Source organism: Cutibacterium namnetense (genome assembly GCF_001642025.1).
Lineage (GTDB): Bacteria > Actinomycetota > Actinomycetes > Propionibacteriales > Propionibacteriaceae > Cutibacterium > Cutibacterium namnetense.
In genome coordinates this window covers 114,697-140,642 of the sequence record NZ_LWHO01000003.1, presented here as the reverse complement: position 1 = coordinate 140,642, position 25,946 = coordinate 114,697, and the positions used below count along the sequence as shown (strand labels likewise).

Genomic DNA, 25,946 nt, shown 5'->3' with positions numbered 1-25,946 from the left:
AACGAAAACCACCACTCCGCAGATGAAGGCAGCCACGACAGTGACGATCACCACAATGATCACTCCCGAACGAGACCATTCAGCTACCCGCATTAGGGGCGCCAGCTGAGCAGCGAGCATGACTAGCACCCACGCGGCGCAGGAAGTATGCGAGCCCACCAGACCTAGAGCCTGAAATTCGATCAACCGGTTGTCTCGCTTGGCGTTGATGAACGGCATCACCAGCATTACGAGGACAATTAATACTGCGAGGACTACGAGGGTGCGGCTTGCTTCCACGTGCAGCTGGACAAGGAACGCGCGACAACCACAGACATTCCCGAGCGCTCGGGCCACCTCTCATAAGCGAACACCGCTGCTACGAACAGGGGCTGTGAAATGTCGACGTTCGACGATCGGGCTGCTAATGCTATTGAGGCCCATGAGATCTGGAGCTCATCGACCTAGATGGCGGGACGAGGACCGCGCATCCGGTGCAGTAGAGAGATCACCAGTCCGACGCCCTGACCGATATCACGTCAAAAACAAAACTGCCCCGTCGGTAGACGGGGCAGTTCCACTGCTTTTCTGTGGAGCTCAAGGGTCCAAGCCTCTGCCCTACCCCACGTCATAGGAACGTAATCACTAGCCACAGGTTCACAGCGAGACCTGGAGAAAGCCGATCATCACGTCGTCCGCGGCTCGGCATCGGTCAGCGGAGAGTCAAAATCCTGCATAGACATTGAACGTCATGCACCACAGTGCCCGTCCCGCTTCTTCAGCCGACCATGACGGTCGTGCCCCCCAGACCGATGATAGCTGCGCTTACTTGAGATGACTGACGGCGTAGTCCGCCTCAGCACCGGTGAACTTGTCACCCGAATCACTCACCAACTGGTCACGTATTTCCTTTGGCGACATTTTCATCTGCTTCTGGTAGCTCCGCGCTATCTTGAGTGCATTTGCCTTGTAATCGGCCTTGACATGGGCAAGGGCATACGTCGCCGCTTTGGCACTGAACTTGTCACCCGAATCGCTGGTGAGCTGATCGTAGAGACCCTTCTTCGACATGTGTACCGTGTCTACGTACTGCTGCGCAGTGTCCAGGGCCGAGGTGTACTCCTCCGGGAGATCGGAATCCTTGGAGGCCTGCTGCGACGCCTCTTCCTTGGTCTGGGCCATAGCTGATACGGATGCGCTACCAGACGCTGCTGACTTGTCGCCGCCGCAGCCCGACAGGACGGCAGCTATGACGGCTACAAGCACCCCGAGAGTTATCAGGATGACCTTGTTCTTCGTGTGCCACGTGGTGACCTGCTCGGCGGCAAGGGCCTTGGCCATTACTGTTCCTTCCATTCGTGCCGCAATGACGCGGCTGTCGACGTACAAGCGCCCCAAAACCTACAGGCTCACGGCACTTACAGGTTTATGACCCAAAACGACAAGCAGGATTCACCCGTCGATCACGGCGCCTCTAGATGATCTCACAGCTTACGGACCGGCCCCGTTCAGCCTTCCTTGAACCCCCTGTACGAGCTATCGCAGTTCCAGCGGCTTCGAGGAACAGTGCGCGAATCTCCCTGGACCGTCTCGCCTGCAACACATACGTCACCCACCTCGACGACTTGGCACCCCATGACTTGCAACAGTTGGAGACTTATACCTGGCCGCGAGATCGTTGGACCTCAAGGACACCGGGCAGTCCCGGGCCACGTACCATTCACTGGGCACTCAAGCTGGCTCAGTGATCCGGGTAACATACGAGGCACTCATATCGGGAACGTGATTGGGTCAGATACCGCGGTGCTGATGGTAGTTCACGAAGTTGGACAGAGTCTTTTCGATGAGTTCCCGCAGCGCAAAGCTTGATGGGAACTCTGGTGAGTCCGGCCAGGCGAGCACCGTCTCAGTGATGGCCCCCACCAGGATCCGGGCGTAGATTCGCGAGTCCAATCCAGGCCCTAGCACCTCGCTGATGGCATGGGTCCAGGAGGTGGAACGCTGCCATAGGGCATTCACTAAAGTCTGGTTGGCCCGAACTAAGACAACGCGCTCGGCCAGTTCCGCTTCCCAAGATGCTGCGTCTGCGAAGAAATCATCGAGAACATCTGGGATTTCGCCTGGGATACGAATTCGATCTAGCGCACCAATAGCATAATTCATGTGGTCAGTAGTGGCGGCGCTGATGACGACGGCTTCCTTGCTGCCAAAGTGCCGGTAAAAAGTCATGGCGGAGACGTCAGCGGCCTCGGTAATCTGTTCCACGGTCACGCTGTCAAAACCGTCCCGGGCAAACAACGTCAGGGGTGCTTCTCTAATAGCGCGACGAGTGGCGAGGAGCGTGGAGGATGCCCGGGCGGCTCGGTGAGCGAAGCTTGACGAGCTGCATGACCGGCTGATTGGTGCGGTCGAGCAATTAGCCTCGGGGAAGGATTGGGCTCGGTCGTTCCCGAACACAATTCTGATTTTCACCCAGTACCAAGAGACTCATGCGTTAGGTCTTGGTGCCGCCCCCGGTCCCGGCGTCCGGGCGGGTCGTGTTCCCGCTACCCCAAGGAACCCGGGTCGCCGCCTCACCATTCAGGATGCGCGTCGACCCCATCACCGGAGTAACCAAACTCCACCCCAGCGCTGACGACGGCGCCCCGACCGCACCCCCCTCCTTGCCGCCGCCGACGGCATCGTCACCGTCGGACAACGCATCGGCAACGTCGACTCCGCCGACTACTCCCCTGGCGGGCGCTACGGCTACGCCCACATCACCGTCGAGCAAGGCAACCAGCCATGGATATCTTCCCCGACGTCAGCACCCTCGACGACCAGATCTAACCACATCAACGCGCACGCCGGCGCATGGGGCGACAAAGAGCGATGGCAGCCTGTGAGCTAGTAAAAGGTCAGGCGGGTTGCGTCAGCGAGGGTGCAGTCGCACCGCCGGCGCGGGGACGGTACGTCACTGCTCGGCGGGATAACCTGATTTGGTGCAAACTGATCCGTTCGCCGTCCTGCCGCTCGACAAGTGGAAGTGGCATCCCTCACCCCTTGCCGGACAGATCGTCTACGTGCTCACATGCTCCGCATCGGGTGAACTCGACCTTGCACCCAAAAGCTGGATCCAGATGGCAGGCTTCAACGGGCCGTTACTGAGCTTGGGATGCTCCAAGCACCATTGGACACACAGACACACAACAACATCATGGCCACGGGCCACTACACGGTGAGCTTCCCCATGATCGAGCAGACGCGCCGCGCTGGGGCAACTGCACGGACTCCACGTGCCGAACGGGTCGCGGCGAGCGATCTAACGCCAGTGCCGTCCTCCACAACCGGAATCCCGCATCTGCGCGAATGCCCGGCTTACTGCGAATGCGAGCTGTACCGCGAAGTCGCGCTCGAGGGCGATGAGGTGTTGATCCTCGGCCAGATCCGTCACTTAGCCGTGCACACCGATGCGATCGGTCTCGGACCAAGCAAGATGCACTCCCGCCTGGCTCCCAGATTTTTGCTGGAACTCGGAGCTACGGGAACCCTGACTCTAGAGGATTGACCACTTCTCTCGACAACGAAAAGCGCGGTAATTCGGCAGTTAAACATGCCCCGCATCACAAGCGGAGGCCAAGGGGCACCCGATTAGCAGACCTTCCTGATGTCCTGCCAGTCCAGGGCTTCTAACAGCAAGACTTCTGCTCATGAGGAGCGTGCTGTGATTAATCATGTTATTGCTGTGGTGCCGGACCTGCCGTTGTTGCTCCGCTAGACGTGGGCATCACCCCGAAGTTCCCGTTCCGCAATCCTCGCCAAACGAGCTCAAGCCGAGATCGAACGCCCTACCAGCGCAACCCCTGAGCCAAATCCAAGCTGCGCGCCAACTGCGCCGGAGTCTACGAGCACTGCGACGCCACCAACACTCTCACCTGGACGCAAGAAAGCAACAAGGCCCGAACCAAAATCACCGGCGATAGCCAAGGTTCGAGCCTTATGCGTGGGCAGAGCTGAGGCGGTACGTGTCGAACTCATCGCTGTGCGTGGACACTTGCTCCTGCAATACCTACTTCATCGGCCTTGCCGTCGTATCACCCACAACGTACTGTTTTCCGTACAGGAGGGAGAGCCATGAAGACGCTCAGCTACACCGAGTCCCGCGCCAGCTACGCCCAGGTGCTCGACGACGTCGTCAACAATCGCGAAGAGACCATCATCACCCGCGCCGGCCACGAGCCAGTCGTGATCGTCTCACTGGCCGACTACGAGTCGCTGCGCGAGACTGCCTATCTACTCCGCTCCCCCGCCAACGCCCGTCGCCTGCTTGATTCCATCGACAACCTGGAGCACGGCCACGGAACACGACACGACCTCGTCAAGGATTGAGACATGATCCTCGTCTGGGATGAGGCCGCCTGGGAAGACTACCTGTGGTGGCAGACCGAGGATCGCCGCACGCTCAAGCGCATCAACCAGCTCATCAAAGACATCGCCCGCAACGGTAACGACGGCATCGGAAAGCCCGAAGCCCTAAAGCAAGGCTTGTCTGGCTACTGGTCAAGGCGGATCACCGATGAACACCGACTGGTCTACAAGGTTATCGACGACCAGGTCCGCATCGCCGCTTGTCGCTACCACTACGGACGATAGGGACCAAGCCTACATTTCACCCACCGACGCGCGCCCCTGGCCGAACCGCTCACTGATGCCGTGAGCAAAATGCAGCAATGGCGATCCCTCAGAAGCCGCCATCGTCATCAACAAGACGCATCGGATGTCCGTAGAGGCGGACATGGTGGAGCATAGGGGATTCGAACCCCTGACCTCTTCCATGCCATGGAAGCGCGCTACCAACTGCGCCAATGCCCCGCGGGCGACCTTGTCAGGCCTTTTACACGATCCTCCACTGTAGCTTCTGCCACACCGAAAAACCCTGCCTTGTGGAGCATAGGGGATTCGAACCCCTGACCTCTTCCATGCCATGGAAGCGCGCTACCAACTGCGCCAATGCCCCGAAAACATCCCCCGAAGGAGACATCTTCTTCGTTCCCCGATTGCCCGGGCGACCCGCCAAACATTACCGGATCTCACCCGTCCTCACCAAATCGGCTCCATCACCGCACCCCATCACCGCCGGATTCACAGCACGGTCGCGTTATACGTCCGCAACCGCCACCGATCGTCCATCCCGCGCCGGCCTGCCTCATTCGGCCCAATCCGATCCAGCACAGTCCACGAGCAATTACTCAGCCCGCCAAACCTCAGGAACTCCGGATACCCACCGCCGAGCAGCCACACCACGACCGCCCGCAACGCAAATCCGTGCGCGACCAAACACACAGTTTCCCCCTCATGCGCGCGCACAGCATCCTGAACGGCTGAGGTGACCCGCCCGGCAACCTCAGCGGTCGTCTCACCGCTAGATCGCCGAAAATCTTTCCCCGAAGCCATCAGACGCGCGTAATCGGGATCATTGCGATGCAGATCAAGCACAGTCTGGCCCGCCCACTGGCCAACGTCGACCTCCTTAAGTCGCTCGTCGACACCGACCTCGACCCCAGCGACCCGTCCAATCGTCTCCGCTGTGACACGGGCACGCATCAACGGTGACGACACTATTGCCACCGGGCTCATCCCGGCGATCACAGGCCCAACAGCTTCAGCCTGGGCAATTCCCACCGCAGACAGCGGAATGTCCGTTTGCCCCTGCAACCGTCCTTCGGCGTTGAACTCGGTTTCACCGTGCCGAACCAGGACGATCCGCGTCGTCACATCTGGTCCCAGTCAAGCTGTTCTTCCGGCAGCTGCAGGTCAACCGTAGGGCAGTCCTTCCACAGCCTCTCCAGGGAGTACAACTCGCGCTCCTCCTGATGCTGCACGTGCACCACGATGTCGATGTAGTCGAGCAGCACCCAACGGTTCTCCCGCTCCCCCTCGCGACGTGCACGATGGGCTTTGTGCTCGTGCATGGCTTTGTCAACAGCATCTACGACCGCCGACACCTGACGCTCATTGGCCGCCGAAATGACAACGAAGATATCGGTAATGGCGAGGTGCTCTGAGACGTCGAGGGCAACGATGTCGAAGCCCTTCTTATCAAGGGCGGCGTGGGCCGCTATGCGGGCCAGCTCGATGGCTTGTTCAGTGGCGCTCAATGATCCTCCGAAATGGTCTTGTCGTTGTCACGGTAAAGACCGCGCTTGTTGATGTACTGCACGATGCCGTCCGGCACGAGGTACCAGATTGGCATATCTTCCCCAACTCGCTGACGGCAATCGGTGGATGAGATAGCCATAGCCGGCACTTCGAGAAGAGTGACCTTCTCTGCTGGTAGGTGAGAAATGTCCTTGGCCCCCAGCGGTACTCCGGGGCGCGACACGCCGATAAAATGAGCCAGATAGAATAACTCTTCAGCCCCGCGCCACGTGAGGATGTGGCTCAACGCATCGGCACCTGTGATGAAGAACAAGTCGACGTCGCCGCCCCGCTCCCGGCGCAAATCCTTGAGGGTATCGACGGTATAGGTGTCTCCCGGACGATCAATATCGACCCGCGACACCGAAAAAGACGGGTTCGACGCCGTCGCAATAACGGTCATGAGGTAGCGATCCTCGGCCTGCGAAACCTTGCGTCCCTTTTTCTGCCAGGGCACGCCGGTGGGCACGAAGACGACCTCGTCGAGGTCGAACCTAGCCGCAACCTCCGAGGCTGCGACGAGATGGCCATGATGAATGGGGTCGAAGGTGCCACCCATCACCCCAAGCCGGTAGCGGCGTCCGTTGTGGACCCGCGCCAGCCCCAGCTCAACACTTGGCATCAGGAATGCGGCCGGCCCTTGCCGATACCACGGACGACAGCCAACGCGATCAGCAGCACCAGCAGCGTCAAGATGCCGACGACAAGAGCCGACGACTCCATCAGGAGAGGAATGATACCCATGGCGCCACAGCCTATCCCACAGCGACCCCACGACAACCATTAAGAGGTCACAGGCGGGTCTGACCATCCCCTTGCAGGACGTAGGTCGTCGTCGTCATCTCCCGCAGGCCCATTGGTCCGCGCGCATGGAGCTTCTGGGTAGAAATACCGATCTCGGCGCCGAATCCAAACTCGCCGCCGTCAACAAATCGGCTGGAGCAATTCACCAGCACCGCCGCAGCATCGACGCTGGAAGTAAAGAACTCCTGCGAGGACATCGACCTAGTGATGATGGTTTCCGAATGCCCTGAACCATGCTTGGCGATGTGATCAACCGCTTCTTCCAAATCATCCACAATGCGCAACGCAAGATCCAGCGATAGGTACTCGTTGTCGTATTCATCAGGGGTGGCTGGAACGATCCTCGGATCCAGTCGGATGCTCTCTTCATCACCGTGTACCGTCACTCCGCGGTCACTCATGGCATCAACCAACGGGGGCACTGCCGAGTTCGCAATTTCTCGATGTACCAGGACCGTCTCGATAGCATTGCACACGCTGGGACGCTGAGTTTTGGCATTAACAGCAATATCGACTGCCATTTCCACATCGGCGCTGGCGTCAATAACGAGGTGGCAGTTGCCGGTCCCGGTCTGGATGACGGGAACCTTGGACCCGGTCACGACGGCGTTGATGAGCCCGGCACCACCGCGCGGAATGAGCAGGTCGACGTATTCGCGGGCAGCCATGAGCTCATCGGTGACCTCGTGGCCACCCTCGACGAGCTGCACCGCATCGCGAATCTGCTCGGGCAGCCGGGAGCGCATCGCCGCAATAACTGCCCGGTTGGACTCCAGAGCCGACGAGGATCCTCTCAGCAAACACGCATTTCCAGACTTCAAGCAAATGCCCGCCGCATCGGAGGTGACATTAGGGCGAGCCTCGTAAATGATCCCGATGACACCAATCGGCACCCGGACCTGTTCAACCCTGACCCCCAGCGGAGTGTGCCAGCCGCGCACCACCTCGCCGACGGGATCGTCGAGACGAGCAATTCCCTCCAAGCCGACGGCCATTCCTTCAATCCGCTCCGGGGTGAGGGCCAGACGGTCGAGGAGAGCTTCGTCCATCCCGGCGTCACGACCACGATCAACGTCAGCACGGTTGGCAGCAAGGATCTCCTCGACGCCCTTGCGCAACCCGGCCGCCATTGCCGTTAAGAGGTCGTCCTTGTCGATGCGGCGCAGCCGACGCAACACCGTGGCGGCAGATCGGGCAGCTATAGCCTGTTCGATGACTCGCGAGCTCATGACCATATGGTATTCGTCAGCCGGGTATATCAGGGCGTCACCCTTGACCCGCCACGTTCCGGCTCCTCGACGACGACCCCGCTTTACGACGGCGGCTCAGCACCATGGCATCGCGGTGGATGATCTCACGAGACGCCGCCGCACCCATTTCTGCCGCCAGCCAAGCACTCGAACGTCCCCTCATGACCCGCACCTCATCATGGGAGAACTGGGCGATCCCACGACCAACAACCCGACCGTCAGGGGCCAGGATTGTCACTGGGTCGCCCGCTTGGAAATCTCCGTGTACCCGAGTGACACCCACCGCCAATAACGAGGAATGGCGCTTAGTCAGGGCCTCGACAGCTCCGTCGTCGATAACGATCTGCCCCTGCGGGGCGGCAGCGTCAGCCAGCCACAGCAACCGTCGGGACCGACGCGTCGCCGTTGGGCGGAAATAGGTGCCCACGGGGGCACCAGCCAAAACGTCACGGGCATCCGTAGCCGCCGCCAGTACCACCGGTACCCCGGCACAAGTAGCGATTCGGGCGGCTTCGAGCTTCGTCGTCATGCCGCCGGTTCCCACCCCCGAACCAGCCTTATGGGTATCGACATCCAGTGCCTCGATGTCCTCAACAACCTCCACGCGCCGGGCGTCCGGCGAATCCGGATGGGCGGTGTACAAGGCGTCAACGTCAGAGAGCAGGACGAGGGCTTGTGCGCGCACCAGCTCGGCCACCAGGGCCGCAAGCCGATCGTTGTCGCCGAAGCGAATCTCCCCGGTGGCGACCGTGTCATTCTCATTGACGATCGGCACGACTCCCAGCCTCAGTAGGGTGTCGAGGGTTGACCAGGCGTTGCGGTATGAGGTGGGCCGCACCAGGTCATTGACGGTGAGTAGCACCTGCCCCACCCGCAGCCCGTGGCTGGCAAACCTCGACGTGTAGTGAGCCAGTAAAATGCCTTGCCCCACCGACGCGGCCGCCTGCTTGCTAGCCAACGTGCGCGGACGATGAGTCATACCCATAGCAGGAAATCCGGTGGCAATCGCCCCAGAGCTCACCAGGACGACGCGCCGGCCGAGGGCAACGACCTCGCTTAGCGCATCGACCAGGTCGTCAACACGGCGAACGTCGATCCCGCCGCCAGGAAGAGTCAAGGAGGACGATCCAACCTTGACCACCACGGTGGCGGCCTCGCACATGACTCCGCGCTGATCAGCCACGGCCCTCGAGCCACTCTTCTTCAGCAACGCGGGCGCGCCACGACTCTCCGCGCGGATCACGACCGACCTGGCCGTACTCCTCTCGAGCACGATGGTATTCCCGGTCCATCTCCCGACGCCGAGTAGCCGAGGGACGCTCGGTCTCCAAACGCTGGTCCTCACCTCGACGAGACAGCAACTCAGCGCCCGACTCGATCTGCGGGGCAAAGTCAAAGATGACGGCGTCCTCGCCGCCGACTGCGACGGCATCCCCAGCAATCGCACCCATAGCCAGCAACTCCTCCTCGACGCCCAAGCGGTTCAGGCGATCCGACAGGTATCCGACGGCCTCTGGGTTGTTGAAGTCAGTCTGGGCAACCCAGCGGGTCGGTTTGTCGCCGGTCACACGCCACAAGAATCCGCCTTCGCTGTCACCCTGGCGCGTGATGGAGAAGGCTTGACCCTCGTCCTTAGGTTTGGGTCGAATAACGATGCGCTCCGGCTGGGGTTCAGGCTCGTTTTCGCGGGCCTTCTCCACCAACTCGGCCATAGCGAATTTGAGCGAGTTGAGTCCCTCCCCCGACTTCGTCGAGATGCGGAATACCGGCCAACCGCGCTCAGCGATGTCATCAAAAACGATATCGGCTAGGTCAGCAGCATCAGGGACGTCAACCTTGTTGAGCACTACCAGGCGCGGACGATCCTCAAGGCCACCGTGGGCAATAAGCTCCCCCTCGATGACATCGAGGTCACTCACTGGGTCGCGGCCAGGCTCGTAGGTGGCGCAGTCAATGACGTGGACGATGGCCCGGCAACGCTCAATGTGACGCAAGAAATCGAATCCCAGGCCCTTTCCCAAAGAGGCTCCCGGGATGAGGCCGGGGACGTCAGCAACGGTATATGTCGTCTCCCCCGCGACGACCACACCCAGGTTCGGTACCAGCGTGGTGAATGGGTAGTCAGCAATCTTCGGCTTAGCACGCGAGATCGCCGCGATGAGGCTGGACTTTCCCCCCGAGGGAAATCCCACCAGGCCGATGTCAGCGACCACCTTAAGTTCGAGCAGAATCTTACGTTCCTCCCCGGCCTCACCGAGGAGGGCGAAACCAGGAGCTTTGCGAGCCGAGTTTGCGAGGGCTGCGTTACCGAGGCCACCGCGACCACCAGCCGCGACGACAAGTTCGGAACCCGACCCGACGAGGTCCCCAAGCAGCTCGCCCGTGTCAGCGTCGGAGACGACCGTGCCTTCTGGGACGCCCAAGATGATGTCGGATCCGTTCGCCCCAGCCTGGTTATCCCCACGTCCGGGCTCACCGTTCGTAGCCTTACGGGTGGACTGCCAGTGATAGTCCACGAGAGTCGTCACCTGAGGATCGACGCGCAGGATCACGGATCCGCCATGGCCGCCGTTGCCACCGTCTGGGCCTCCCAATGGCTTGAACTTTTCACGCTTAACGGAGGCGCAGCCGTGTCCCCCTTTGCCGGCCACAGCGGTCAGCGTCACGCGGTCCACGAAGGACGGGATGGCCATATTCTCTCCTCAGAAGATGGAATCGGGCCTTCCGACCCAGGGCGGATAACAAGTCTAGACGCCGTGACGCCTCACCCCGTCCTGGTGAGGCGTCACCACCCCTCAGACCTGTGCGGGTTGGTCCGATGCGGCGGGGCCGCTTCGACCTTCATAACATCTGTCGCGCGACGAGCCGACGCCCCGGTCAGGCCGTCGGAAAGATCGCCTCGCGCGTCGTCTGACAGGTTTTCTTGATCATCGCTGGCGGCTGCCAAAGACTCCTGGGAGGCTCCGACCTTAGCCTCGGACGCGGCGCGCATCTGCAACCCGGTGTGGTGGGACAGCGGCACATCCTTGAGCAGGAAGGCGAGCAAACCTGCAGCCGCAACCATCGGAGCCATCCACAAGAACAGCGGGGTCAAAGAGTTGACGTATGCCTCGACAATGCCACTACGAATGGGATCGGGCATCTGGTTGACAGCCCCCGGAGTCAGCGAGGCCGCAGCGTGGCTGTGCGAGCTCATGGCCCCTGGCATTTTGAGGGCCACGGGGTCCTTACTCGTGGCCAAGGATGCGAACAGATCGCTGACGCGGTTGGTCAGGCGAGTGGTGAAGGCCACACCGACAAGGGAGGAGCCCAGGCACACACCAATCTGGCGGAAGAAGTTGTTATGACTGGTGGCGGTGCCAAGCAGGGTTGGACGAACATCGTTTTGCACCGCCATGACGAGCAGCTGGAAGAACATGCCCATGCCCAAACCAAGGACGAAGGTATCGCCCATGATGCGCCACACTGGCGAGTTCTCACTGAGAGTGGACATCAACACCATGCCACCTGCCGCGACTATCGGGCCGGTGATGATGAAGATTCGGTACCGGCCGATACGAGAGGTGAGCAGACCAGTCACTGTCGAGGTCAACAGGATCCCGATTGTCATTGGGATGAGTAGCAAGCCAGACACGGTAGCCGAGTAGCCGTAGGTCATTTGCATGTAGGTCGGCAGGTAGGCAAGCACGCCGAACATGGCTCCCATGGCCAGCATCCCGATGATCGTCGAGACGACGAACGTTCGATTGTGGAACAGTTCCAGCGGTAGAACGGGATCTTTGACACGACGCTCCACGAAGGGCAGCAGGCCCCATACCACAACCGTGACGACGCCCAGACCGATGATCTGCCACGACAGCCAGTCGTATTGGGAACCACCCCAGGTGGCAGCCAACACGATCGCCACGGCACCGACGTCCATGAAGGTAAGTCCAAGCCAGTCGATCTTCGTCGCCAGCTCGTGCTTGGGGAGCTTAAGGGCGAAGAGACACGCGACCCAGGCCACCACACCGAGCGGCAGATTGATCCAGAACACCCAGCGCCAGGAGATCGAATCGGTAAACCAACCGCCCAGCAGCGGCCCGAGCACGGAGGAGACACCGAACATCGCACCCATTGGCGCCATATAAGCAGCACGGACGCGCGGTGGGATGAGGTCGCCGGTGATCGCCTGAGACAAGATCATGAGACCACCACCGCCCAGCCCCTGGACGAAGCGGTAGAAAATGAACGTGCCCATGGTGTCGGCGGTACCGCAGAGGGCAGACCCCAACAAAAATAGACCAATAGCGATGAGATAGAGCGTCTTGCGGCCAATGAGGTCGGACAACCGACCGTATAGCGGCATGCCTACCGTGATAGCGAGCGTATAAGCGGTAATAACCCATGCCATGTGCTCGACGCCGGACAAGTCACCGACGATGGTCGGAAGAGCCGTGGCGACGATCGTCTGGTCCAAGGAGGACAAGAACATCACCATCATGAGGCACAGATAAACAACCCAAAACCGACGGTCCGGTTTAAATTTGACAGGGGAAGCAGTCGCGGTCATATAAGAATCTTTCGTAACGATCTGGGACGGACGGTATGGCGCGGTCGAACCCGCGCACACAGGCGGCCATCAGGTCTAGACGGCCAGAATTCAACTCAAGGCTTGGTCGACGAGATGCCTGCGATGAGCTCGGCGGACAGCCTGGCCCAGACGTCGATGACGCGGTCCACGGTGTCGGCCATCTCGGCCGAACTTCCCCCAGGTCGCGCCACGACCGACTGGAAAGCAGCGCGTTCCATCGCCTGGACAGTACCGACCAGGACCAGCACCTCTAAAGAGTCTTCCGGCTTTCCCGTGCGCCGAGCGGAAGCCGTCACTAACGCCGCTCGTTGGCCTTCGACGGCCTCCTTGAGGGCCATTCGGAGTTCCGAGCTTTCCCGTCCGATTTTCATGAGGATACAAAGATCATCGAAGTCGACGTTCGCCTCGCGCCAGCGCGCCTCTAGCAGGTCCTGAATGAGCGTGGTGAGAGGAGTCTCGGCATCCGTCGCGAAGGCCTCCAGGGCTTCTTGGGAATAAGGGACGAGGGGCGGAAGGTAGACGTCATACTTGGACGGGAAATGGTTGAACACGGTACGTCGGGAGACCCCGGCGCGCTCCGCAATGTCATCGACGGTGACGTCGTCAACCGGCTTTTCGATCGCCAGCTCGATGGCGGCACGACGAATGACGCCTTGAGTTCGAATTGCTGTTGGTGAGGTCACAACAACAATTATGCACTGAGTGCAGATTCTGCATCAAGTGCAGAAGGTGCACTCAGTGCACATACTGTCATGCCCATGGTGAACAAGAGCATCAGCGTCGTCATCGGAACGCGTTCCACGCAGCCCGTAAATATGGCCACGCTCGCTGAGCCGACTCCTTCCATTGCTCAAGTGAGCCAGTGGATCGGTGCACCCACGACCCAGCTTCCTCGCCAACCGACGGCGCCAACCACAGCACCCCGACAACGACGGTCAACACGCTCACGACAAGGGCCACCGCGACCATACGGGCCCACATCCCACGACGCTGGCGAACTCCGGAAACGCTGCGGTGAGTCCGGGAAAACCACCTCGTAAACAACGCACCGCTGAGGGCAATGACCAGGCTCGTGACGGCAGCTCCAACCATCGTTCCGCCGATCCCGAGGCCTCCAACTACCCCAGTAGCACAAGCAGAAGCACAGGCGCCGGCAGCCACCTCGTACAGGCGTGGCCACCGATGACGAGCATGGGGCTGCGGCACAGCAGCACGATGATCTTGAACCGCGCAAGCTCGCGAGGTGGTTGGCCAGTTGCGGCGAACCGGTGCCAGCGGCATAGTGATCCTGGGCAATGTCCTCGTGAGCCTCGGCGCATCCGACCCCGGCTCAATCCGGTACAGCCATCGCTCGTCCTCGCTGAATTCCCGGTTGCCCACGATTCTCTGATCTCCCCTCATCATGCCGTTGATAACGACCAAGTCTTGAGAGTAGGTCGACATTTCGTCACTTCCAGTCATGACGCCCCAGTGACGACCACAGTCGTGCCGAAGATCCGACGACAGTCGCAAGCACCGGCGAAATTCTCAGCTAGCGCGGAGGCCATAGCTCACATGCGCTCAGCTTGCCTCACACACAGATTGACCCCCGCCGTGATGGCGGGGGTCAATCACATCTATGCCGTGAGACTCAGGCTTCGACCGTGGCCTTCACGGGGTTCACGTTGACAACCTTGCGACCGCGACGAGTACCAAACTCGACATTGCCGCCGCGCAGAGCGAAGAGGGTATCGTCGCCACCGCGGCCAACCCCATCACCAGGGTGGAAGTGAGTGCCACGCTGACGAACGATGATCTCGCCGGCGTTGACGAGCTGACCGCCGAAACGCTTCACGCCGAGGCGCTGGGCGTTGGAGTCACGACCGTTGCGCGAGGAGGACGCGCCCTTCTTATGTGCCATGTCTGTCTACCTCAGCCTTCGATTCCGGTGACCTTGACCTGGGTGTACTTCTGACGGTGCCCCTGGCGCTTCTTATAGCCGGTCTTGTTCTTGTACTTAAGGATGCGGATCTTCGGGCCCTTGGTCTCGCCGAGAACCTCGGCGGTCACCTTGACCTTCCCGAGCGCGTCCTTATCGGAGGTGACGGACTCGCCATTAACCACGAGGAGCGGGGTCAGCTCGATGCTGCTGCCCGCCTCGTCGGCGACCTTGTCGATCTCGACGACGTCACCCACTGCCACCTTGTGCTGGCGGCCGCCACTACGCACGATCGCGTACACGCCTGACCTACTCTCGTTCTTGTCGTACATTTCCGGGGACCGGAACCAATGGCCCCGGACAAACCTGACCGACGATTCGCGTCGGACCGGCTGCTCATTTTACATTCCCTGCGCTGGACGGTCAAAACGACCATCCACCAGCCTGCTGTGGGCCTAACCTCACTTGGAGTGGGACTTGCCCGCCGAGCCCTTGTGAGCGCGACCACGGCCCTTCGAACGCTCGCCACCGTCGGCCGGAGCCTGAGAATCGACCGGCTCATCGAAGCGGTGGTAGCCACGACCGCCACAGGCCTCGCACTCTTCAGTGAAGGCCTCAGCCAGCCCGGTACCGATCTTTTTTCGAGTCATTTGAACCAAGCCCAGCGATGTCACCTCGGCAACCTGGTGTCGGGTACGATCCCGCCCCAGACACTCAGTGAGGCGACGCACCAGAAGTTCACGGTTGGTCGGCAACACCATATCGATGAAGTCAACGACGATAATCCCGCCAATATCGCGCAGTCGTAGCTGACGCACGATCTCCTCAGCCGCCTCCAAGTTGTTAGCGGTAACGGTAGCCTCGAGGTTACCCGCCGATCCGGTGAACTTTCCGGTATTGACGTCGATCACCGTCATGGCCTCGGTGCGATCAATGACAAGGGATCCCCCCGAAGGGAGGTAAACCTTGCGCTCCAGGGCCTTCGCAATCTGCTCGTCGATACGGTACTCGGCAAAGGGATCCTTGTCGGGGTCCTCCCAATGGGTCAACCGCGACGTCATCTCCGGGGCCACGTGATCGACGTAGGCCTTAATGGTGTCGTAGGCGTCGTCGGGGCCACCGTTACCAGCGATAACGAGCTCGGAGAAGTCCGCGGTGAACAGATCCCGGATGATACGTACCGTCAGATCGGGCTCGGTGTACAGCATCAGTGGAACCTTGCTGTTGCTGGTCTTGCGCTCAATAACCTCCCACTGAGCCTTGAGGCGGTTGATATCGCGGACCAGGTCCTCCTCGGTGGCCCCCTCCGCGGCAGTGCGCACAATGACGGAGGCATCCGACGGGATGTTATTCTCCACGATCTTCTTGAGGCGTTTGCGCTCCGAATCAGCCAACTTGCGGGAGATCCCGGAAAGATGCCCGCCGGGCGAATAAACAACAAAACGTCCGGGCACCGAGATATGACTAGTCAAGCGGGCACCCTTAGCTCCCACCGGATCCTTGGTGACCTGCACCAGAACCTGGTCACCGGACTTCAGCGCCTGCTCGATGCGCTTGTCCTCACCTTCCTTGCCATACTTAGCCCAATCGACCTCACCGGCATAGAGCACAGCGTTGCGACCACGGCCGATGTCAATAAAAGCGGCCTCCATCGACGGCAGGACGTTCTGCACCTTGCCCAGGTAGATATTGCCGATCGAGGAGGTGGCAGAGGCACGATCAACGTAATGCTCCACGAGCACCCCGTCTTCCAGCACCGCTAGCTGGGAATAGCCGTCGGACTGACGCACAACCATCTTCCGGTCGACCGACTCGCGACGGGCCAGAAACTCCGCGTCGGTGATGACAGCACTGCGACGACGTCCAGCGGCACGCCCCTCCCGACGACGCTGCTTCTTGGCCTCAATGCGGGTCGACCCCTCGATGCCGGTGACCTCGTCAGCCACCGACTGACGCGACCGCGGCTCGCGCACCTTGATGACGACGTTGCTGGGATCATCGTCAGAACCGCTGATGTCCTCACCGCGGCGACGACGACGGCGACGACGGCGGTGGGTAGTGTCCGAGGTACTGGACTCGGAATCATTGTCAGAGCTGGTCTGGGAGTCGTCATTATCGCCCGACTCGTCCTCGGAGGTGCTGTCCTCAGAGTCTTCGCTGCGCCGGCGACGACGCCCACCGCGACGACGGCGACGCCGGTTCTGGCCGTCCTCGTCGGCGGTCTCCTCGGCGTCAGCCGTGGTCTCCTCCTCTACCGCATCCGTAGTGCCGTGAGCGGATTTCTCGCTCTTTTTATCGGAGCTATGGCGATTCTTAGCCTCGTCCTTGTCCTCCTCAGCCAGGGTCACCTCGTCGGCGGTTTCGGAAGTATCTACAGCGTGATTTCCGGCCTCGGAAGGACGAGTGGCACGACGGCGACGGCGCTTCGGCATAGCGGCCTCTCCCCCGCCGATCTCGGCGGCCAGAGAGTCGAGGATAGCGCTCGTTGAGCGCTCCTCACCTTCCCTAAGTCCAAAGGGATTAGCCAGGGCACCCTCAACCTTGTGGCTACGAGACCGAGCCTTGGCCTTAGTCAGCGCAGCATTGATGGGATTGTCGTCCGCACCATCACCCTTATTCGTCGCGGACTTCACCTCGGTCGTTTCCTCGACATTCTCTGCGGTCCGAGAAGAGCGACGGCGAGTGGCGCGACGACGCTGCGAGGTTCCCCGCTCAGCCTCGGTGGACGGCGCGGTTTCAGCAGCACCACGACGAGTACGACGCGACTTCTCCTCGCCCTTCGTGTCTGCGGACTTGGACTCCTCTGATTTCGGCTGCGGAGTGTCGACCTTGGGAACGTCACTACTAACGTCCGGTGAGGCGCTCGCCGCCTTACGACGACGTCCCACCGGGGGGCGAGGCAGATCAGACGCCTCCGAATCCGAGCTAATAATCGAACCGCCTGATCCGGCGGCGGTGATAGCTACGGGAGTCCCCGTCGTCTCGACGGGGGCCGGGGCCCCAGCGGGGCGTGATGCGGCCCGACGGCGTCGAGGAGCGGAAATCCCAGCGGTGGAATTCTCGCCAGAATTCAGTGTGGTGTTGTCAGTTTCGTCGAGCACTGTGCTCTCCTTAGCCTTTCGGCATGGTCAGTGCCCACCCGGGTCACGGCCCGGCAGGAATCCTCCCACGGGCGTATGCACACGCCGCTACTGGCGGCGTCGTTCCCCGGCATGGGGCAAAAGCTTGCGGTGAGCCCCTCGAGTCCCCCGCGGTCGCCTCTCGGCGTCGCGGTATGAACCGTCGAGTGGGGTGGCACCCCGTTCACCTGGGCTCTAGTATGTCACGTCCCCTACGTCGATGCCAGATTTCGCACACTTGTTGGCTGCTCACCACACAGTCACGGCAGCACCGGTGAACGGGTCTATCAGCGCGGTCGAAACCCCGCTGGCATTCTCATCACAAGCCCCTTGGGCCAGCCGCGTCACCCGTGCCACCTCGACGGCCGGACACTTCTTGGCTAAGGCACGCAGCACATCGTCAGGCCGAACCAGCGGCGTGGCATGGCGCAGCATGAGACGCACATGTCCGTTGGCGACATCCAGGCCGATCAGCGCGGCGCGGACATCGAACGTACGCATACCTGATTTCGTCATCCGCTGCACATCGACGGTTTCAGCTGCCATAACAGACTCCACCGCCTCCGTTAGCCCCGGCGCGTCGCCAGGGGGCTCAATCAGCCAGGCAGACGCCGTCAACAGCTCAGTGAAAGGAGTGCGATCAGTCGTGACGACCTCCAACACTTCCATTCCCGGTGGCATCTCACGACCCGAAACCGTCAAAACCTTCTTCGGATCACATACTTCAGCCAAGGCCACTTCGAGGTACTCCGCCTCAGAAGCTGCCCCGGTAGCTGCCGCGTTGGCATAGGAGATACGCGGGTGCGGGTTAAATCCTGACGAATACGCCATCGGGATATGTGCCCGGTTGAGGGCCCGCTCAAAGGCACGCGCGAAGTCACGATGGGAGGCGAATCTAGCGGTACCACGCTTGGCGTACCGCATCCTTAGCCGCTGCTGCGGCGGGGCCTGTTGTTCCGGCTGTTGCTGCGCGCGCTTCGACATCGTCACGCCTCCTTCGACGGTGCGAGATCAGGCACCACTGGCGTCAGCGGGATCAGCGGATGGCCCGACGGTCCCACCTGAATCTCGGTGCCCATCTGCGGACACACCCCGCAGTCATAACAGGGGTTCCAGCGGCAATCGTTGACGGCCTCGCCGTCCAAAGCATCCTGCCAGTCGTCCCACAGCCAATCACGGTCCAGCCCAGAATCTAAGTGATCCCAAGCCAGTACCTCCTCGTAGTCGCGCTCACGGGTGGTGAACCAATCCAGCGAGACGCCCAGCGGCTCAAGTTCCTGCTCGCAGCAGGCCATCCAGCGATCGTAGGAGAAGTACTCATTCCAGCCGTCGAAAACTCCCCCGTCGCGCCACACAGCCTCAATAACGTTGCCGACACGGCGGTCACCGCGCGAAAGCAGCCCCTCGATGATTCCTGGGCGGCCGTCGTGATAACGCATTCCTATCGACCGGCCAAACTGGCGATCGGCGCGGATAGAATCCCGCAGCACTGAAAGACGATGATCGACCTCCTCAGCGGAAGCTTGAGCAGCCCACTGAAACGGAGTGTGAGGCTTGGGTATGAACCCACCAATAGAGATCGTGCAGCGAATATCTTTACGCCCGGCAGCGGCTCGACCAGCCTCAATAACGTGGGAGGCCATCTGGTGGATTCCCAACACATCCTCATCAGTCTCCGTGGGCAGACCGCACATGAAGTACAGCTTGACCTGGCGCCACCCGTTTCCGAACGCCGTGGCAACCGTACGAATGAGATCTTCCTCGGTCACCTTCTTATTGATGACTTGACGCATTCGCTCTGACCCACCTTCCGGGGCGAAAGTCAGACCGGAACGACGACCGTTACGGCTCAACTCGTCTGCCAGATCGATATTAAAAGCGTCAACTCGGGTGCTCGGCAGGGACAAGGAAACGTTCGTGCCCTCGTACCGATCAGCTAGCCCCTTGGTGATGTCGGAAATCTCCGAGTGATCGGCGCTAGACAGACTCAATAGCCCGACCTCTTCCAGACCGGTGGCCTGAAGACCGTCATCAACCATCCGAGCGATGGTGTCGATAGACCGCTCGCGCACCGGGCGGGTTATCATCCCTGCCTGGCAGAACCGGCACCCACGAGTACAACCTCGGAAGATTTCCACCGAGTAGCGCTCGTGGACAGTTTCAGCGACTAGCACGATGGGACGTTTCGGGTACTGCCACTCGTCGAGGTCCATGACGGTGTGCTTGGAAACGGTGAAGGGGGCCTCCGGACGATTCGGGGCAACCCTGCCAATAGTCCCGTCATCGACATACTCGACGTCATAGAAGGACGGCACGTAAACCCCACCGGTCTCGGCAAGGCTCACAAGCAGGCCTTCACGACCACCGGGGCGGCCGGCCTTCTTCCAGTCCCGAATAATCCCGGAAATCTCCAGGCATGCCTCTTCACCATCCCCGAGGACAGCAGCATCGATGAAGTCAGCTACCGGCTCAGGGTTAAACGCGGCATGGCCGCCGATAAGGACGATGGGGTCGTCGTCCGTGCGGTCTGCCTGATGAATGGGGACACCGGCCAGGTCAATGGCGTTGAGCATGTTGGTGTAGCCCAACTCCGTCGACAGCGAGATCGACATGATGTCGAAGTCGCGAACTGGCCGGTGCCCGTCGAGGGTGAACTGAGGGATCCCGGCCGCCCTCATCTGTTTTTCCATGTCCGGCCACACCGAATAGGTGCGCTCCGCCAGGATCCAATCACGCTCATTAAGCACTTCGTAGAGGATGGCTACGCCTTGGTTAGGCTGGCCAACCTCATACGCGTCGGGGTACATCAGGACCCAACGGACGTCAGCGTCCTGCCACCCCTTGACGATGCTGTTGTGTTCCCCGCCCACGTACTGGATGGGCTTATTGACTCGAGCCAGCAGCGGTTCAATCCGACCGAGGAGATCCGTGGTATCCACGAACGGCCATGCTAGGCGGTCCGAGCCGGATCATGGAATCACATATCACACCAGGTTAGGGAACCAGAGGCTAATCTCGCGCTCAGCGGACTCTGGGGAATCGGAGGCATGAACAAGGTTATGGTTCTTCTCCGTGCCGAAGTCGCCGCGGATCGTTCCAGGCAGAGCCTCAGCGCAATCCGTTTTCCCGTTCATAGCACGGACAACCGAGATAGCTTTGCGTCCCTCGAGCACCATGGCGACCAGCGGCCCCGAGGTGATGAACTCCTCCAACAGCACGTAGTAATCCCGGCCAACGTGCTCGGCATAGTGCTTACGGGCAGTCTTAGCGTCAATTGTGCTCAGCTCCATCGCCCGCACAGTCAAACCCTTGGCCTCATACCTACCGATGATCTCTCCCATGAGATGGCGCCTCACGGCGTCCGGCTTCAACAGCACCAAGGTGCGTTCCTCGTCACTCATGGGCTCTAACATATCGCAGCCCGAATCGACGCCTCATCGCACCTCAGGGTTTCCGTCAATACGCCGTCCCAGCACCATGATTGACACCCAGATGGCCGCGAACATGATCCCGACGACGTACATCATCGGGGTGGCCAGTCCGAGCAGGATACCGAAGACTTGGAGAACCCAAGACAGTAGGTATCCCCACGAGCGGGGCACACCAATGGCACACACAATCGAGGCAGCCATGCCGACACATCCCAGGATGACCGACATGACCACACTGATCCCAGATACAAGGATCATCCCCGGGATGGCTAGACCGAAGACAATGACCTCACATGCCAGGAAGCTCACCACAACCTTCGTCATCGGGTTACCGGCAGGAAGGGTGAGGATTCCACCCTTGTCAGCCTCGGGCTGTGCGGCCAACGTCACCAATCTCCATCGTCGTCGCTCATGTCATCGTCAGGCAGTGGCTCGAGCTGATGCCCCTCCATGGCTTTGACCTGATCCTCGGATAGGTCCGGGGTCTCGACGATGGCGGTCTGTGGGGCATCCAGCATGGTGCCGTCCGGGCGAAGAATGGCACGAGCCCGACCCGCCAGAACCACCGATCCGGCAATGAGGACCCCAGCTCCCGGAGCGTAGGAATCCGCGATTCGGAAAGCCTCCTCGAGCGCTTCAGGGACGTCGGCGACACAGGTCACATGATCAGAATCCCAATGGCTTGACGCCTTCTCAGCTAGCTCGTCAACGCTCAGAGCGCGCGAAAGATCCGGCATTGAGGTGACGACGAGGTGGCTCACCGTATCCGAAAGCACCGCCAGCACGCCGTCGATATCCTTGTCAGCCATCGCGGCCACGACTGCGATCAAGGGCTCAACCTCGAAGGACTCGCGCACCCCAGCCATTGCGGAGGCGGCACCGTGCGGATTATGGAAGGTATCGAGGATGACCAGCGGGGAACGTCGCACTACCTCGAGGCGAGCCGGAGCCTCCACAGCTGTCAATCCCTGCTCAATAATTGCGGGTTGAAGCGGCCCAGTGAGAGCTTCTACAGCCGCCACAGCTTGCGCAGCATTGTGAGCCATATGCTCGCCAAAAACCGGCAGAAACAACTCTCCTAATGGACCCGATGCCGTCTGAACGCGAAGAACCTGACCCCCGACGGCACTGCGTCGGTTCAACAAACCCCAGTCTGGGCCTTCCAACAAGGGCTTGACGCCGGCATCGGCGCATTGAGCCAACAACACCGGAGCAGCTTCTGACTCTTGACCAGCAATCACGGGAGCGCACCCAGGCTTAATAATCCCGGCCTTCTCGGCAGCGATCTTATCGATGCTATTGCCGAGAATATGCATGTGGTCCATGGCGACGGGGGTAACGACAGCGACGTTCGCATGAGCGACGTTGGTCGCGTCCCAGCGTCCGCCCAGACCCACCTCGACGACGGCAACGTCCACTGGTGCATCAGCAAAGGCGGCGAAAGCCATCGCCGTCATCACCTCAAAGAAGGTCATCTCGATACCGTCGATGCGCTGGGCGTCAACCAGATCCACCATGGGTTCAATCTGACGCCACGTCTCGTCAAAAAGATCGTGGCTGATGGGGCGGCCATCGATGCAGATGCGCTCAGTGACGTCCGCCAGGTGCGGAGAGCAGTAACGACCCACCCGCAGACCAGCCGACCGCAGCAAAGAGTCAATCATAATCGCCGTCGACCCCTTGCCGTTCGTACCGGCAATCTGGATGACGGGACAGGCCTGCTGCGGGTTACCGAGCAGGTCTAGAACGGCTTGTTCCCGACCCAGCCCGGGGCCGATGCGATGCTCGGGCCAGCGAGCGCTCAGCTCGGCGACGAGCTGGTCATGGCTGCTCAATAGATGACCTCACCATCACGGCGGCGCTGGCGCAGGTTCTCTAGCGCTTCCGCAAGAATCGCAGCGGCCTCGGCCTCGCTGCGGCGCTCCTTCACGTAGGCCAGATGAGTTTTGTAAGGCATGATCTTGGGCGGGGCGGGCGGATTCTCCTGGTCGCGGTTAGCCGGCAGACCGCACCTGGGGCAGTCCCATGTGTCGGGAATCTCGGCCTCGGCCGCGAAGGCCGGACGAATCACATGGTGGTTGGCGCAAAAGTACGAAACATACTCGCGAGGGGCGGCCTCGCCGCGCTCTGCCTCTCCCATGGGGCCGGCACCGACACGACTTCCACGGATGGCACTTCCACCGGACATTCGTTCACTCTCCTCGAGGGGTCACAAAGCTGCCTGAGGGCAGCACTTTTGGGGGTTGGGAAGGTCACCGCCTTCCCCTTGCGCTCCGGCGCGGCAGACGGCCGCCCGATTCCGGCTCAGGAATGGCTGTAGAGCACCAGCAGGACGATAATGGAGGCCAGCCACAGCAGGCCCATAACAACCGTCAGGCGGTCTAGATTTCGTTCAGCCATGGAGGTTCCGCCCATGGAGGTCGAAACGCCTCCACCGAAGAGGTCCGACAGGCCGCCGCCCTTGCTCTTATGGAGGAGGACGAAGAGGGTAAGAATGACGCTGAGCACACACAGGATGATGGACATCGTCAGTACAGGCCAGGTCATAAGGGGAGCCGAAATCACGTCGTACAGGGTAACCCACACATCGCCACTTCCCCACATTGGATCCCCGAAATATGCGCGAACTGGGTCCCTGGACCAGAGGTTGGACGAAAACGGCCCCCGCACCGCTAGGTGCAGGGGCCGTCTCAAATCTGACTAATCAGGCCTCGTAGAAGGTGACGATCTTGGAGAAATCGCCAGCCTTGAGCGAAGCTCCGCCAACGAGAGCGCCATCGACGTCCGGCTTAGCCATGATCTCAGCGACGTTGGCCGGCTTAACCGAGCCACCGTACTGAATGCGCACAGCTTCGGCAGTCGGGGCGTCGTAAAGCTCCTTGACAGCCTCGCGGATGGCCTGGCAGACCTCCTGGGCATCGTCAGCGGTAGCGGTCTCGCCGGTGCCGATAGCCCAGATGGGCTCATAGGCGATAACGAGCTTGGCGACCTGCTCGGCGGGGATACCGTCAAGGTCGGCTTTAATCTGGCCGACGGTGTGCTCGACATGCTTGCCAGCCTTGCGGATCTCGAGAGCCTCGCCGCAGCAGATGATCGGGGTCATTCCGTTATCGATGGCCTTCTTAGCCTTGGCGTTGACCAGCTCGTCGGACTCGTTGTGGTACTCGCGACGCTCGGAGTGACCAACGACGACGTAGCTGCAGCCCAGCTTCGACAGCATGGTGCCGGACACCTCTCCGGTGTAGGCGCCATCGTCGTGAGCCGAAATATCCTGGGCGCCGAAACCGATCGGCAGCTTGTCGCCATCGATGATGGTGGCCACGGTGCGGATATCAGTGAACGGCGGGATGACGACGGCTTCCGACTTGGAGGAGTCGTATCCAGCGGCCTTGAGGGCCTCGCCGAGATCCTGGACGAGAGAGGTAGCGGCAACGTGGTCGAGGTTCATCTTCCAGTTGCCGGCCATGATCGGGGTACGCGACATCAGTTGTTCTCCTTGAGTACTGCGATTCCGGGCAGTTCCTTGCCCTCCATGAGCTCGAGGGAGGCGCCACCACCAGTGGAAATGTGACCGAACTGGTCATCCGCAAAGCCGAGGGCACGCACGGCAGAGGCAGAGTCTCCACCGCCGACCACCGAGAGGCCATTGACCTCGGTCAGAGCCTGGGCGACAGCCTTGGTGCCGAGCTCGAGGCCCTTGATCTCGAAGACGCCCATCGGGCCGTTCCAGAACACCGACTTGGCACCCTTGATCGCGTCAGCGTAAGCCTTCTCGGTCTCCGGGCCAATGTCGAGGCCCATCTTGTCAGCCGGGATGGCGTCAACGGGCACGACGTCGACCTTGCCGACGGTGTGAGCGTCGAAGTCAACGTCGGAGGCGACGCGCACGTCGGTCGGCAGCAGGATCTGCTTGCCGGCGGACTTGGCGGCCTCAAGGTACTTCTTGCAAGCATCAATCGACTCGTCGTCGACCAACGACTTACCAACCTCCAAGCCCTGAGCCTTGAGGAAAGTGAAGAGCATGCCTCCACCGACCACGAGGGTGTCAGCAACCTTGAGCAGGTTATCGATGACCGCGAGTTTGTCGGCGACCTTGGCGCCGCCGAGCACGACGACGAACGGACGTTTCGGATCGGCGGTTAGGCCCTCGAGGACCTCAACCTCTTTGCCAACGAGGGAGCCGGCAGCACTCGGCAACAGCTTGGCAACGTCGTAGACGGAAGCCTGCTTGCGGTGCACGACACCGAAGCCGTTAGAGACGTAAAGTTCACCAAACGAGGCGTACTTCTTAGCAAGCTCAGTGCGCTCGGCCTCGTCCTTGCTGGTCTCGCCCTTCTCGAAGCGGACGTTTTCGACCAAGGCGATCTCGCCGTCAGCCAACGACTCAGAGGTCTTGGTGGCGGAGGGGCCGACGACGTCCTCAGCAAGCTTGATATCAAGGTTCATAAGCTCACCGAGGCGCTTGGCGACTGGAGCCAGCGAGTACTTGGGATCGACGGCGCCCTTGGGGCGACCGAGGTGAGCGAGCACAGTGGTGCGAGCACCAGCTTCATGCAGCTGGGTCAGGGTAGGCAGGGCGGCCTTGATGCGGCCGTCGTCGGTGATCTTGTCTCCGTCGAGCGGAACATTGAAGTCGCAACGGATGACGACGCGCTTACCGCGCAGGTCTCCGAGATCCTCAACAGATTTCATGTA

At 60.8% G+C, this 25,946-nt stretch carries 28 protein-coding genes, 2 tRNA genes and 2 pseudogenes; 3 read left to right on the top strand and 29 right to left on the bottom strand.

Features of this window, described 5'->3' with window-relative positions; all coding sequences use genetic code 11:
- Positions 1–804: 804 nt before the first annotated feature.
- The 4 genes and pseudogenes from A5483_RS04255 to A5483_RS04245 all read right to left on the bottom strand — a co-directional run bounded on the left by A5483_RS04255 (position 805) and on the right by A5483_RS04245 (position 2,761).
- Positions 805–1,320, bottom strand: coding sequence for an Ltp family lipoprotein (locus tag A5483_RS04255; RefSeq protein WP_002548656.1), 516 nt, complete (start codon positions 1,318–1,320; stop codon positions 805–807).
- 450 nt (positions 1,321–1,770) lie between these two features.
- Positions 1,771–2,277, bottom strand: coding sequence for a TetR/AcrR family transcriptional regulator (locus A5483_RS04250; protein WP_063811309.1), 507 nt, complete (start codon positions 2,275–2,277; stop codon positions 1,771–1,773).
- Between the two features lie 2 nt (positions 2,278–2,279).
- Positions 2,280–2,470: pseudogene (locus A5483_RS12690) on the bottom strand (hypothetical protein).
- Positions 2,471–2,473: 3 nt separating this feature from the next.
- Positions 2,474–2,761, bottom strand: a complete 288-nt coding sequence (locus tag A5483_RS04245; RefSeq protein WP_063811102.1) for a hypothetical protein — start codon at positions 2,759–2,761, stop codon at positions 2,474–2,476.
- Positions 2,762–2,957: 196 nt separating this feature from the next.
- On the opposite strand from A5483_RS04245, the pseudogene A5483_RS04240 reads away from it, so the two are divergent.
- Positions 2,958–3,526, top strand: a pseudogene (locus A5483_RS04240) (flavin reductase family protein).
- A gap of 260 nt (positions 3,527–3,786) precedes the next feature.
- On the opposite strand, the gene A5483_RS04235 reads toward A5483_RS04240, so the two are convergent.
- A complete protein-coding gene (locus tag A5483_RS04235; protein WP_042842644.1) occupies positions 3,787–3,996 on the bottom strand; it encodes a hypothetical protein in 210 nt (69 codons plus the stop codon).
- A 96-nt stretch (positions 3,997–4,092) separates the two neighbouring features.
- Here A5483_RS04235 and A5483_RS04230 point away from each other — a divergent pair, with 96 nt between their 5' ends.
- Positions 4,093–4,347: a type II toxin-antitoxin system Phd/YefM family antitoxin gene (locus A5483_RS04230; protein WP_002548574.1), complete on the top strand. Its 255-nt coding sequence runs from the start codon at positions 4,093–4,095 to the stop codon at positions 4,345–4,347.
- 3 nt (positions 4,348–4,350) lie between these two features.
- Positions 4,351–4,611, top strand: a complete 261-nt coding sequence (locus tag A5483_RS04225; RefSeq protein ID WP_063811101.1) for a Txe/YoeB family addiction module toxin — start codon at positions 4,351–4,353, stop codon at positions 4,609–4,611.
- 143 nt (positions 4,612–4,754) lie between these two features.
- Here the strand turns inward: A5483_RS04225 and A5483_RS04220 are convergent.
- From A5483_RS04220 to A5483_RS04105, 24 genes are all read right to left on the bottom strand, one after another.
- Positions 4,755–4,830: transfer RNA gene (locus A5483_RS04220), tRNA-Ala, on the bottom strand.
- Between the two features lie 72 nt (positions 4,831–4,902).
- A tRNA-Ala gene (locus A5483_RS04215) sits at positions 4,903–4,975 on the bottom strand.
- 125 nt (positions 4,976–5,100) lie between these two features.
- Positions 5,101–5,733 carry a histidine phosphatase family protein gene (locus A5483_RS04210; protein WP_002548864.1) on the bottom strand — a complete coding sequence of 211 codons (633 nt, stop codon included), beginning with the start codon at positions 5,731–5,733 and terminating at the stop codon, positions 5,101–5,103.
- Positions 5,730–6,116, bottom strand: a complete 387-nt coding sequence (gene rsfS / locus A5483_RS04205) for a ribosome silencing factor (RefSeq protein WP_002548735.1) — start codon at positions 6,114–6,116, stop codon at positions 5,730–5,732. Before rsfS ends, A5483_RS04210 begins: the two co-directional genes overlap by 4 nt.
- Complete coding sequence (nadD, locus tag A5483_RS04200) at positions 6,113–6,778, bottom strand: nicotinate-nucleotide adenylyltransferase (RefSeq protein ID WP_002548626.1); 666 nt, start codon at positions 6,776–6,778, stop codon at positions 6,113–6,115. The genes rsfS and nadD overlap by 4 nt, the downstream gene beginning before the upstream one ends.
- Positions 6,778–6,900 carry a hypothetical protein gene (locus A5483_RS12515; RefSeq protein ID WP_002548582.1) on the bottom strand — a complete coding sequence of 41 codons (123 nt, stop codon included), beginning with the start codon at positions 6,898–6,900 and terminating at the stop codon, positions 6,778–6,780. The genes nadD and A5483_RS12515 overlap by 1 nt, the downstream gene beginning before the upstream one ends.
- 47 nt (positions 6,901–6,947) lie before the next feature.
- Positions 6,948–8,195: a glutamate-5-semialdehyde dehydrogenase gene (locus A5483_RS04190; RefSeq protein ID WP_063811100.1), complete on the bottom strand. Its 1,248-nt coding sequence runs from the start codon at positions 8,193–8,195 to the stop codon at positions 6,948–6,950.
- A gap of 31 nt (positions 8,196–8,226) precedes the next feature.
- Positions 8,227–9,393: a glutamate 5-kinase gene (proB, locus tag A5483_RS04185; protein ID WP_002548396.1), complete on the bottom strand. Its 1,167-nt coding sequence runs from the start codon at positions 9,391–9,393 to the stop codon at positions 8,227–8,229.
- The gene (obgE, locus tag A5483_RS04180) at positions 9,386–10,903 is read right to left on the bottom strand and encodes a GTPase ObgE (RefSeq protein WP_063811099.1); all 1,518 of its coding nucleotides are present in this window, start codon (positions 10,901–10,903) and stop codon (positions 9,386–9,388) included. Before obgE ends, proB begins: the two co-directional genes overlap by 8 nt.
- Before the next feature lie 92 nt (positions 10,904–10,995).
- A complete protein-coding gene (locus tag A5483_RS04175) occupies positions 10,996–12,762 on the bottom strand; it encodes an MDR family MFS transporter (protein ID WP_063811098.1) in 1,767 nt (588 codons plus the stop codon).
- A gap of 95 nt (positions 12,763–12,857) precedes the next feature.
- On the bottom strand, positions 12,858–13,466 hold the full coding sequence (locus tag A5483_RS04170; RefSeq protein WP_002548387.1) for a TetR/AcrR family transcriptional regulator: 609 nt from the start codon (positions 13,464–13,466) through the stop codon (positions 12,858–12,860).
- A 100-nt stretch (positions 13,467–13,566) separates the two neighbouring features.
- Positions 13,567–14,244 (bottom strand): hypothetical protein, encoded by a 678-nt coding sequence (locus tag A5483_RS12100; RefSeq protein WP_042842645.1) that lies wholly within the window; start codon positions 14,242–14,244, stop codon positions 13,567–13,569.
- Positions 14,245–14,413: 169 nt separating this feature from the next.
- Positions 14,414–14,683, bottom strand: coding sequence for a 50S ribosomal protein L27 (rpmA, locus tag A5483_RS04160; protein WP_063811097.1), 270 nt, complete (start codon positions 14,681–14,683; stop codon positions 14,414–14,416).
- An 11-nt stretch (positions 14,684–14,694) separates the two neighbouring features.
- A complete protein-coding gene (gene rplU, locus A5483_RS04155) occupies positions 14,695–15,003 on the bottom strand; it encodes a 50S ribosomal protein L21 (protein WP_002548615.1) in 309 nt (102 codons plus the stop codon).
- Positions 15,004–15,162: 159 nt separating this feature from the next.
- Complete coding sequence (locus A5483_RS04150) at positions 15,163–17,802, bottom strand: Rne/Rng family ribonuclease (RefSeq protein ID WP_002548775.1); 2,640 nt, start codon at positions 17,800–17,802, stop codon at positions 15,163–15,165.
- Between the two features lie 267 nt (positions 17,803–18,069).
- Positions 18,070–18,804 (bottom strand): TIGR03936 family radical SAM-associated protein, encoded by a 735-nt coding sequence (locus A5483_RS04145; protein ID WP_002548959.1) that lies wholly within the window; start codon positions 18,802–18,804, stop codon positions 18,070–18,072.
- Between the two features lie 2 nt (positions 18,805–18,806).
- Entirely contained in the window at positions 18,807–20,759 is a 1,953-nt protein-coding gene (locus A5483_RS04140; protein WP_063811096.1) for a TIGR03960 family B12-binding radical SAM protein, read from the bottom strand.
- A 45-nt stretch (positions 20,760–20,804) separates the two neighbouring features.
- Positions 20,805–21,221, bottom strand: coding sequence for a nucleoside-diphosphate kinase (gene ndk / locus A5483_RS04135; protein WP_042842647.1), 417 nt, complete (start codon positions 21,219–21,221; stop codon positions 20,805–20,807).
- Positions 21,222–21,254: 33 nt separating this feature from the next.
- Positions 21,255–21,641 (bottom strand): DUF4233 domain-containing protein, encoded by a 387-nt coding sequence (locus tag A5483_RS04130; protein ID WP_002548373.1) that lies wholly within the window; start codon positions 21,639–21,641, stop codon positions 21,255–21,257.
- Positions 21,638–23,086, bottom strand: coding sequence for a bifunctional folylpolyglutamate synthase/dihydrofolate synthase (locus A5483_RS04125; RefSeq protein WP_063811095.1), 1,449 nt, complete (start codon positions 23,084–23,086; stop codon positions 21,638–21,640). Before A5483_RS04125 ends, A5483_RS04130 begins: the two co-directional genes overlap by 4 nt.
- On the bottom strand, positions 23,083–23,439 hold the full coding sequence (locus A5483_RS04120; RefSeq protein WP_002548413.1) for an RNA polymerase-binding protein RbpA: 357 nt from the start codon (positions 23,437–23,439) through the stop codon (positions 23,083–23,085). Before A5483_RS04120 ends, A5483_RS04125 begins: the two co-directional genes overlap by 4 nt.
- Before the next feature lie 116 nt (positions 23,440–23,555).
- Positions 23,556–23,798, bottom strand: coding sequence for a preprotein translocase subunit SecG (gene secG / locus A5483_RS04115; RefSeq protein WP_176607859.1), 243 nt, complete (start codon positions 23,796–23,798; stop codon positions 23,556–23,558).
- Positions 23,799–23,955: 157 nt separating this feature from the next.
- Positions 23,956–24,735: a triose-phosphate isomerase gene (gene tpiA / locus A5483_RS04110; RefSeq protein ID WP_063811094.1), complete on the bottom strand. Its 780-nt coding sequence runs from the start codon at positions 24,733–24,735 to the stop codon at positions 23,956–23,958.
- A complete protein-coding gene (locus A5483_RS04105; protein WP_063811093.1) occupies positions 24,735–25,943 on the bottom strand; it encodes a phosphoglycerate kinase in 1,209 nt (402 codons plus the stop codon). The genes tpiA and A5483_RS04105 overlap by 1 nt, the downstream gene beginning before the upstream one ends.
- Between the last annotated feature and the right edge of the window lie 3 nt (positions 25,944–25,946).

Excerpts from the sequence above, each read along its gene's own strand:
- nadD (WP_002548626.1), bottom strand. The coding sequence starts at position 6,778 with ATGCCAAGTGTTGAGCTGGGGCTGGCGCGGGTCCACAACGGACGCCGC.
- rpmA (WP_063811097.1), bottom strand. The coding sequence starts at position 14,683 with ATGGCACATAAGAAGGGCGCGTCCTCCTCGCGCAACGGTCGTGACTCC.
- ndk (WP_042842647.1), bottom strand. The coding sequence starts at position 21,221 with ATGAGTGACGAGGAACGCACCTTGGTGCTGTTGAAGCCGGACGCCGTG.
- A5483_RS04145 (WP_002548959.1), bottom strand. The coding sequence starts at position 18,804 with ATGTCGAAGCGCGCGCAGCAACAGCCGGAACAACAGGCCCCGCCGCAG.
- A5483_RS04190 (WP_063811100.1), bottom strand. The coding sequence starts at position 8,195 with ATGGTCATGAGCTCGCGAGTCATCGAACAGGCTATAGCTGCCCGATCT.
- A5483_RS04120 (WP_002548413.1), bottom strand. The coding sequence starts at position 23,439 with ATGTCCGGTGGAAGTGCCATCCGTGGAAGTCGTGTCGGTGCCGGCCCC.
- A5483_RS04105 (WP_063811093.1), bottom strand. The coding sequence starts at position 25,943 with ATGAAATCTGTTGAGGATCTCGGAGACCTGCGCGGTAAGCGCGTCGTC.
- A5483_RS04235 (WP_042842644.1), bottom strand. The coding sequence starts at position 3,996 with ATGAGTTCGACACGTACCGCCTCAGCTCTGCCCACGCATAAGGCTCGA.
- tpiA (WP_063811094.1), bottom strand. The coding sequence starts at position 24,735 with ATGTCGCGTACCCCGATCATGGCCGGCAACTGGAAGATGAACCTCGAC.
- A5483_RS04255 (WP_002548656.1), bottom strand. The coding sequence starts at position 1,320 with ATGGCCAAGGCCCTTGCCGCCGAGCAGGTCACCACGTGGCACACGAAG.
- obgE (WP_063811099.1), bottom strand. The coding sequence starts at position 10,903 with ATGGCCATCCCGTCCTTCGTGGACCGCGTGACGCTGACCGCTGTGGCC.
- A5483_RS12515 (WP_002548582.1), bottom strand. The coding sequence starts at position 6,900 with ATGGGTATCATTCCTCTCCTGATGGAGTCGTCGGCTCTTGTCGTCGGC.
- A5483_RS04175 (WP_063811098.1), bottom strand. The coding sequence starts at position 12,762 with ATGACCGCGACTGCTTCCCCTGTCAAATTTAAACCGGACCGTCGGTTT.
- A5483_RS04230 (WP_002548574.1), top strand. The coding sequence starts at position 4,093 with ATGAAGACGCTCAGCTACACCGAGTCCCGCGCCAGCTACGCCCAGGTG.
- secG (WP_176607859.1), bottom strand. The coding sequence starts at position 23,798 with ATGACCTGGCCTGTACTGACGATGTCCATCATCCTGTGTGTGCTCAGC.
- A5483_RS04225 (WP_063811101.1), top strand. The coding sequence starts at position 4,351 with ATGATCCTCGTCTGGGATGAGGCCGCCTGGGAAGACTACCTGTGGTGG.
- A5483_RS12100 (WP_042842645.1), bottom strand. The coding sequence starts at position 14,244 with ATGACTGGAAGTGACGAAATGTCGACCTACTCTCAAGACTTGGTCGTT.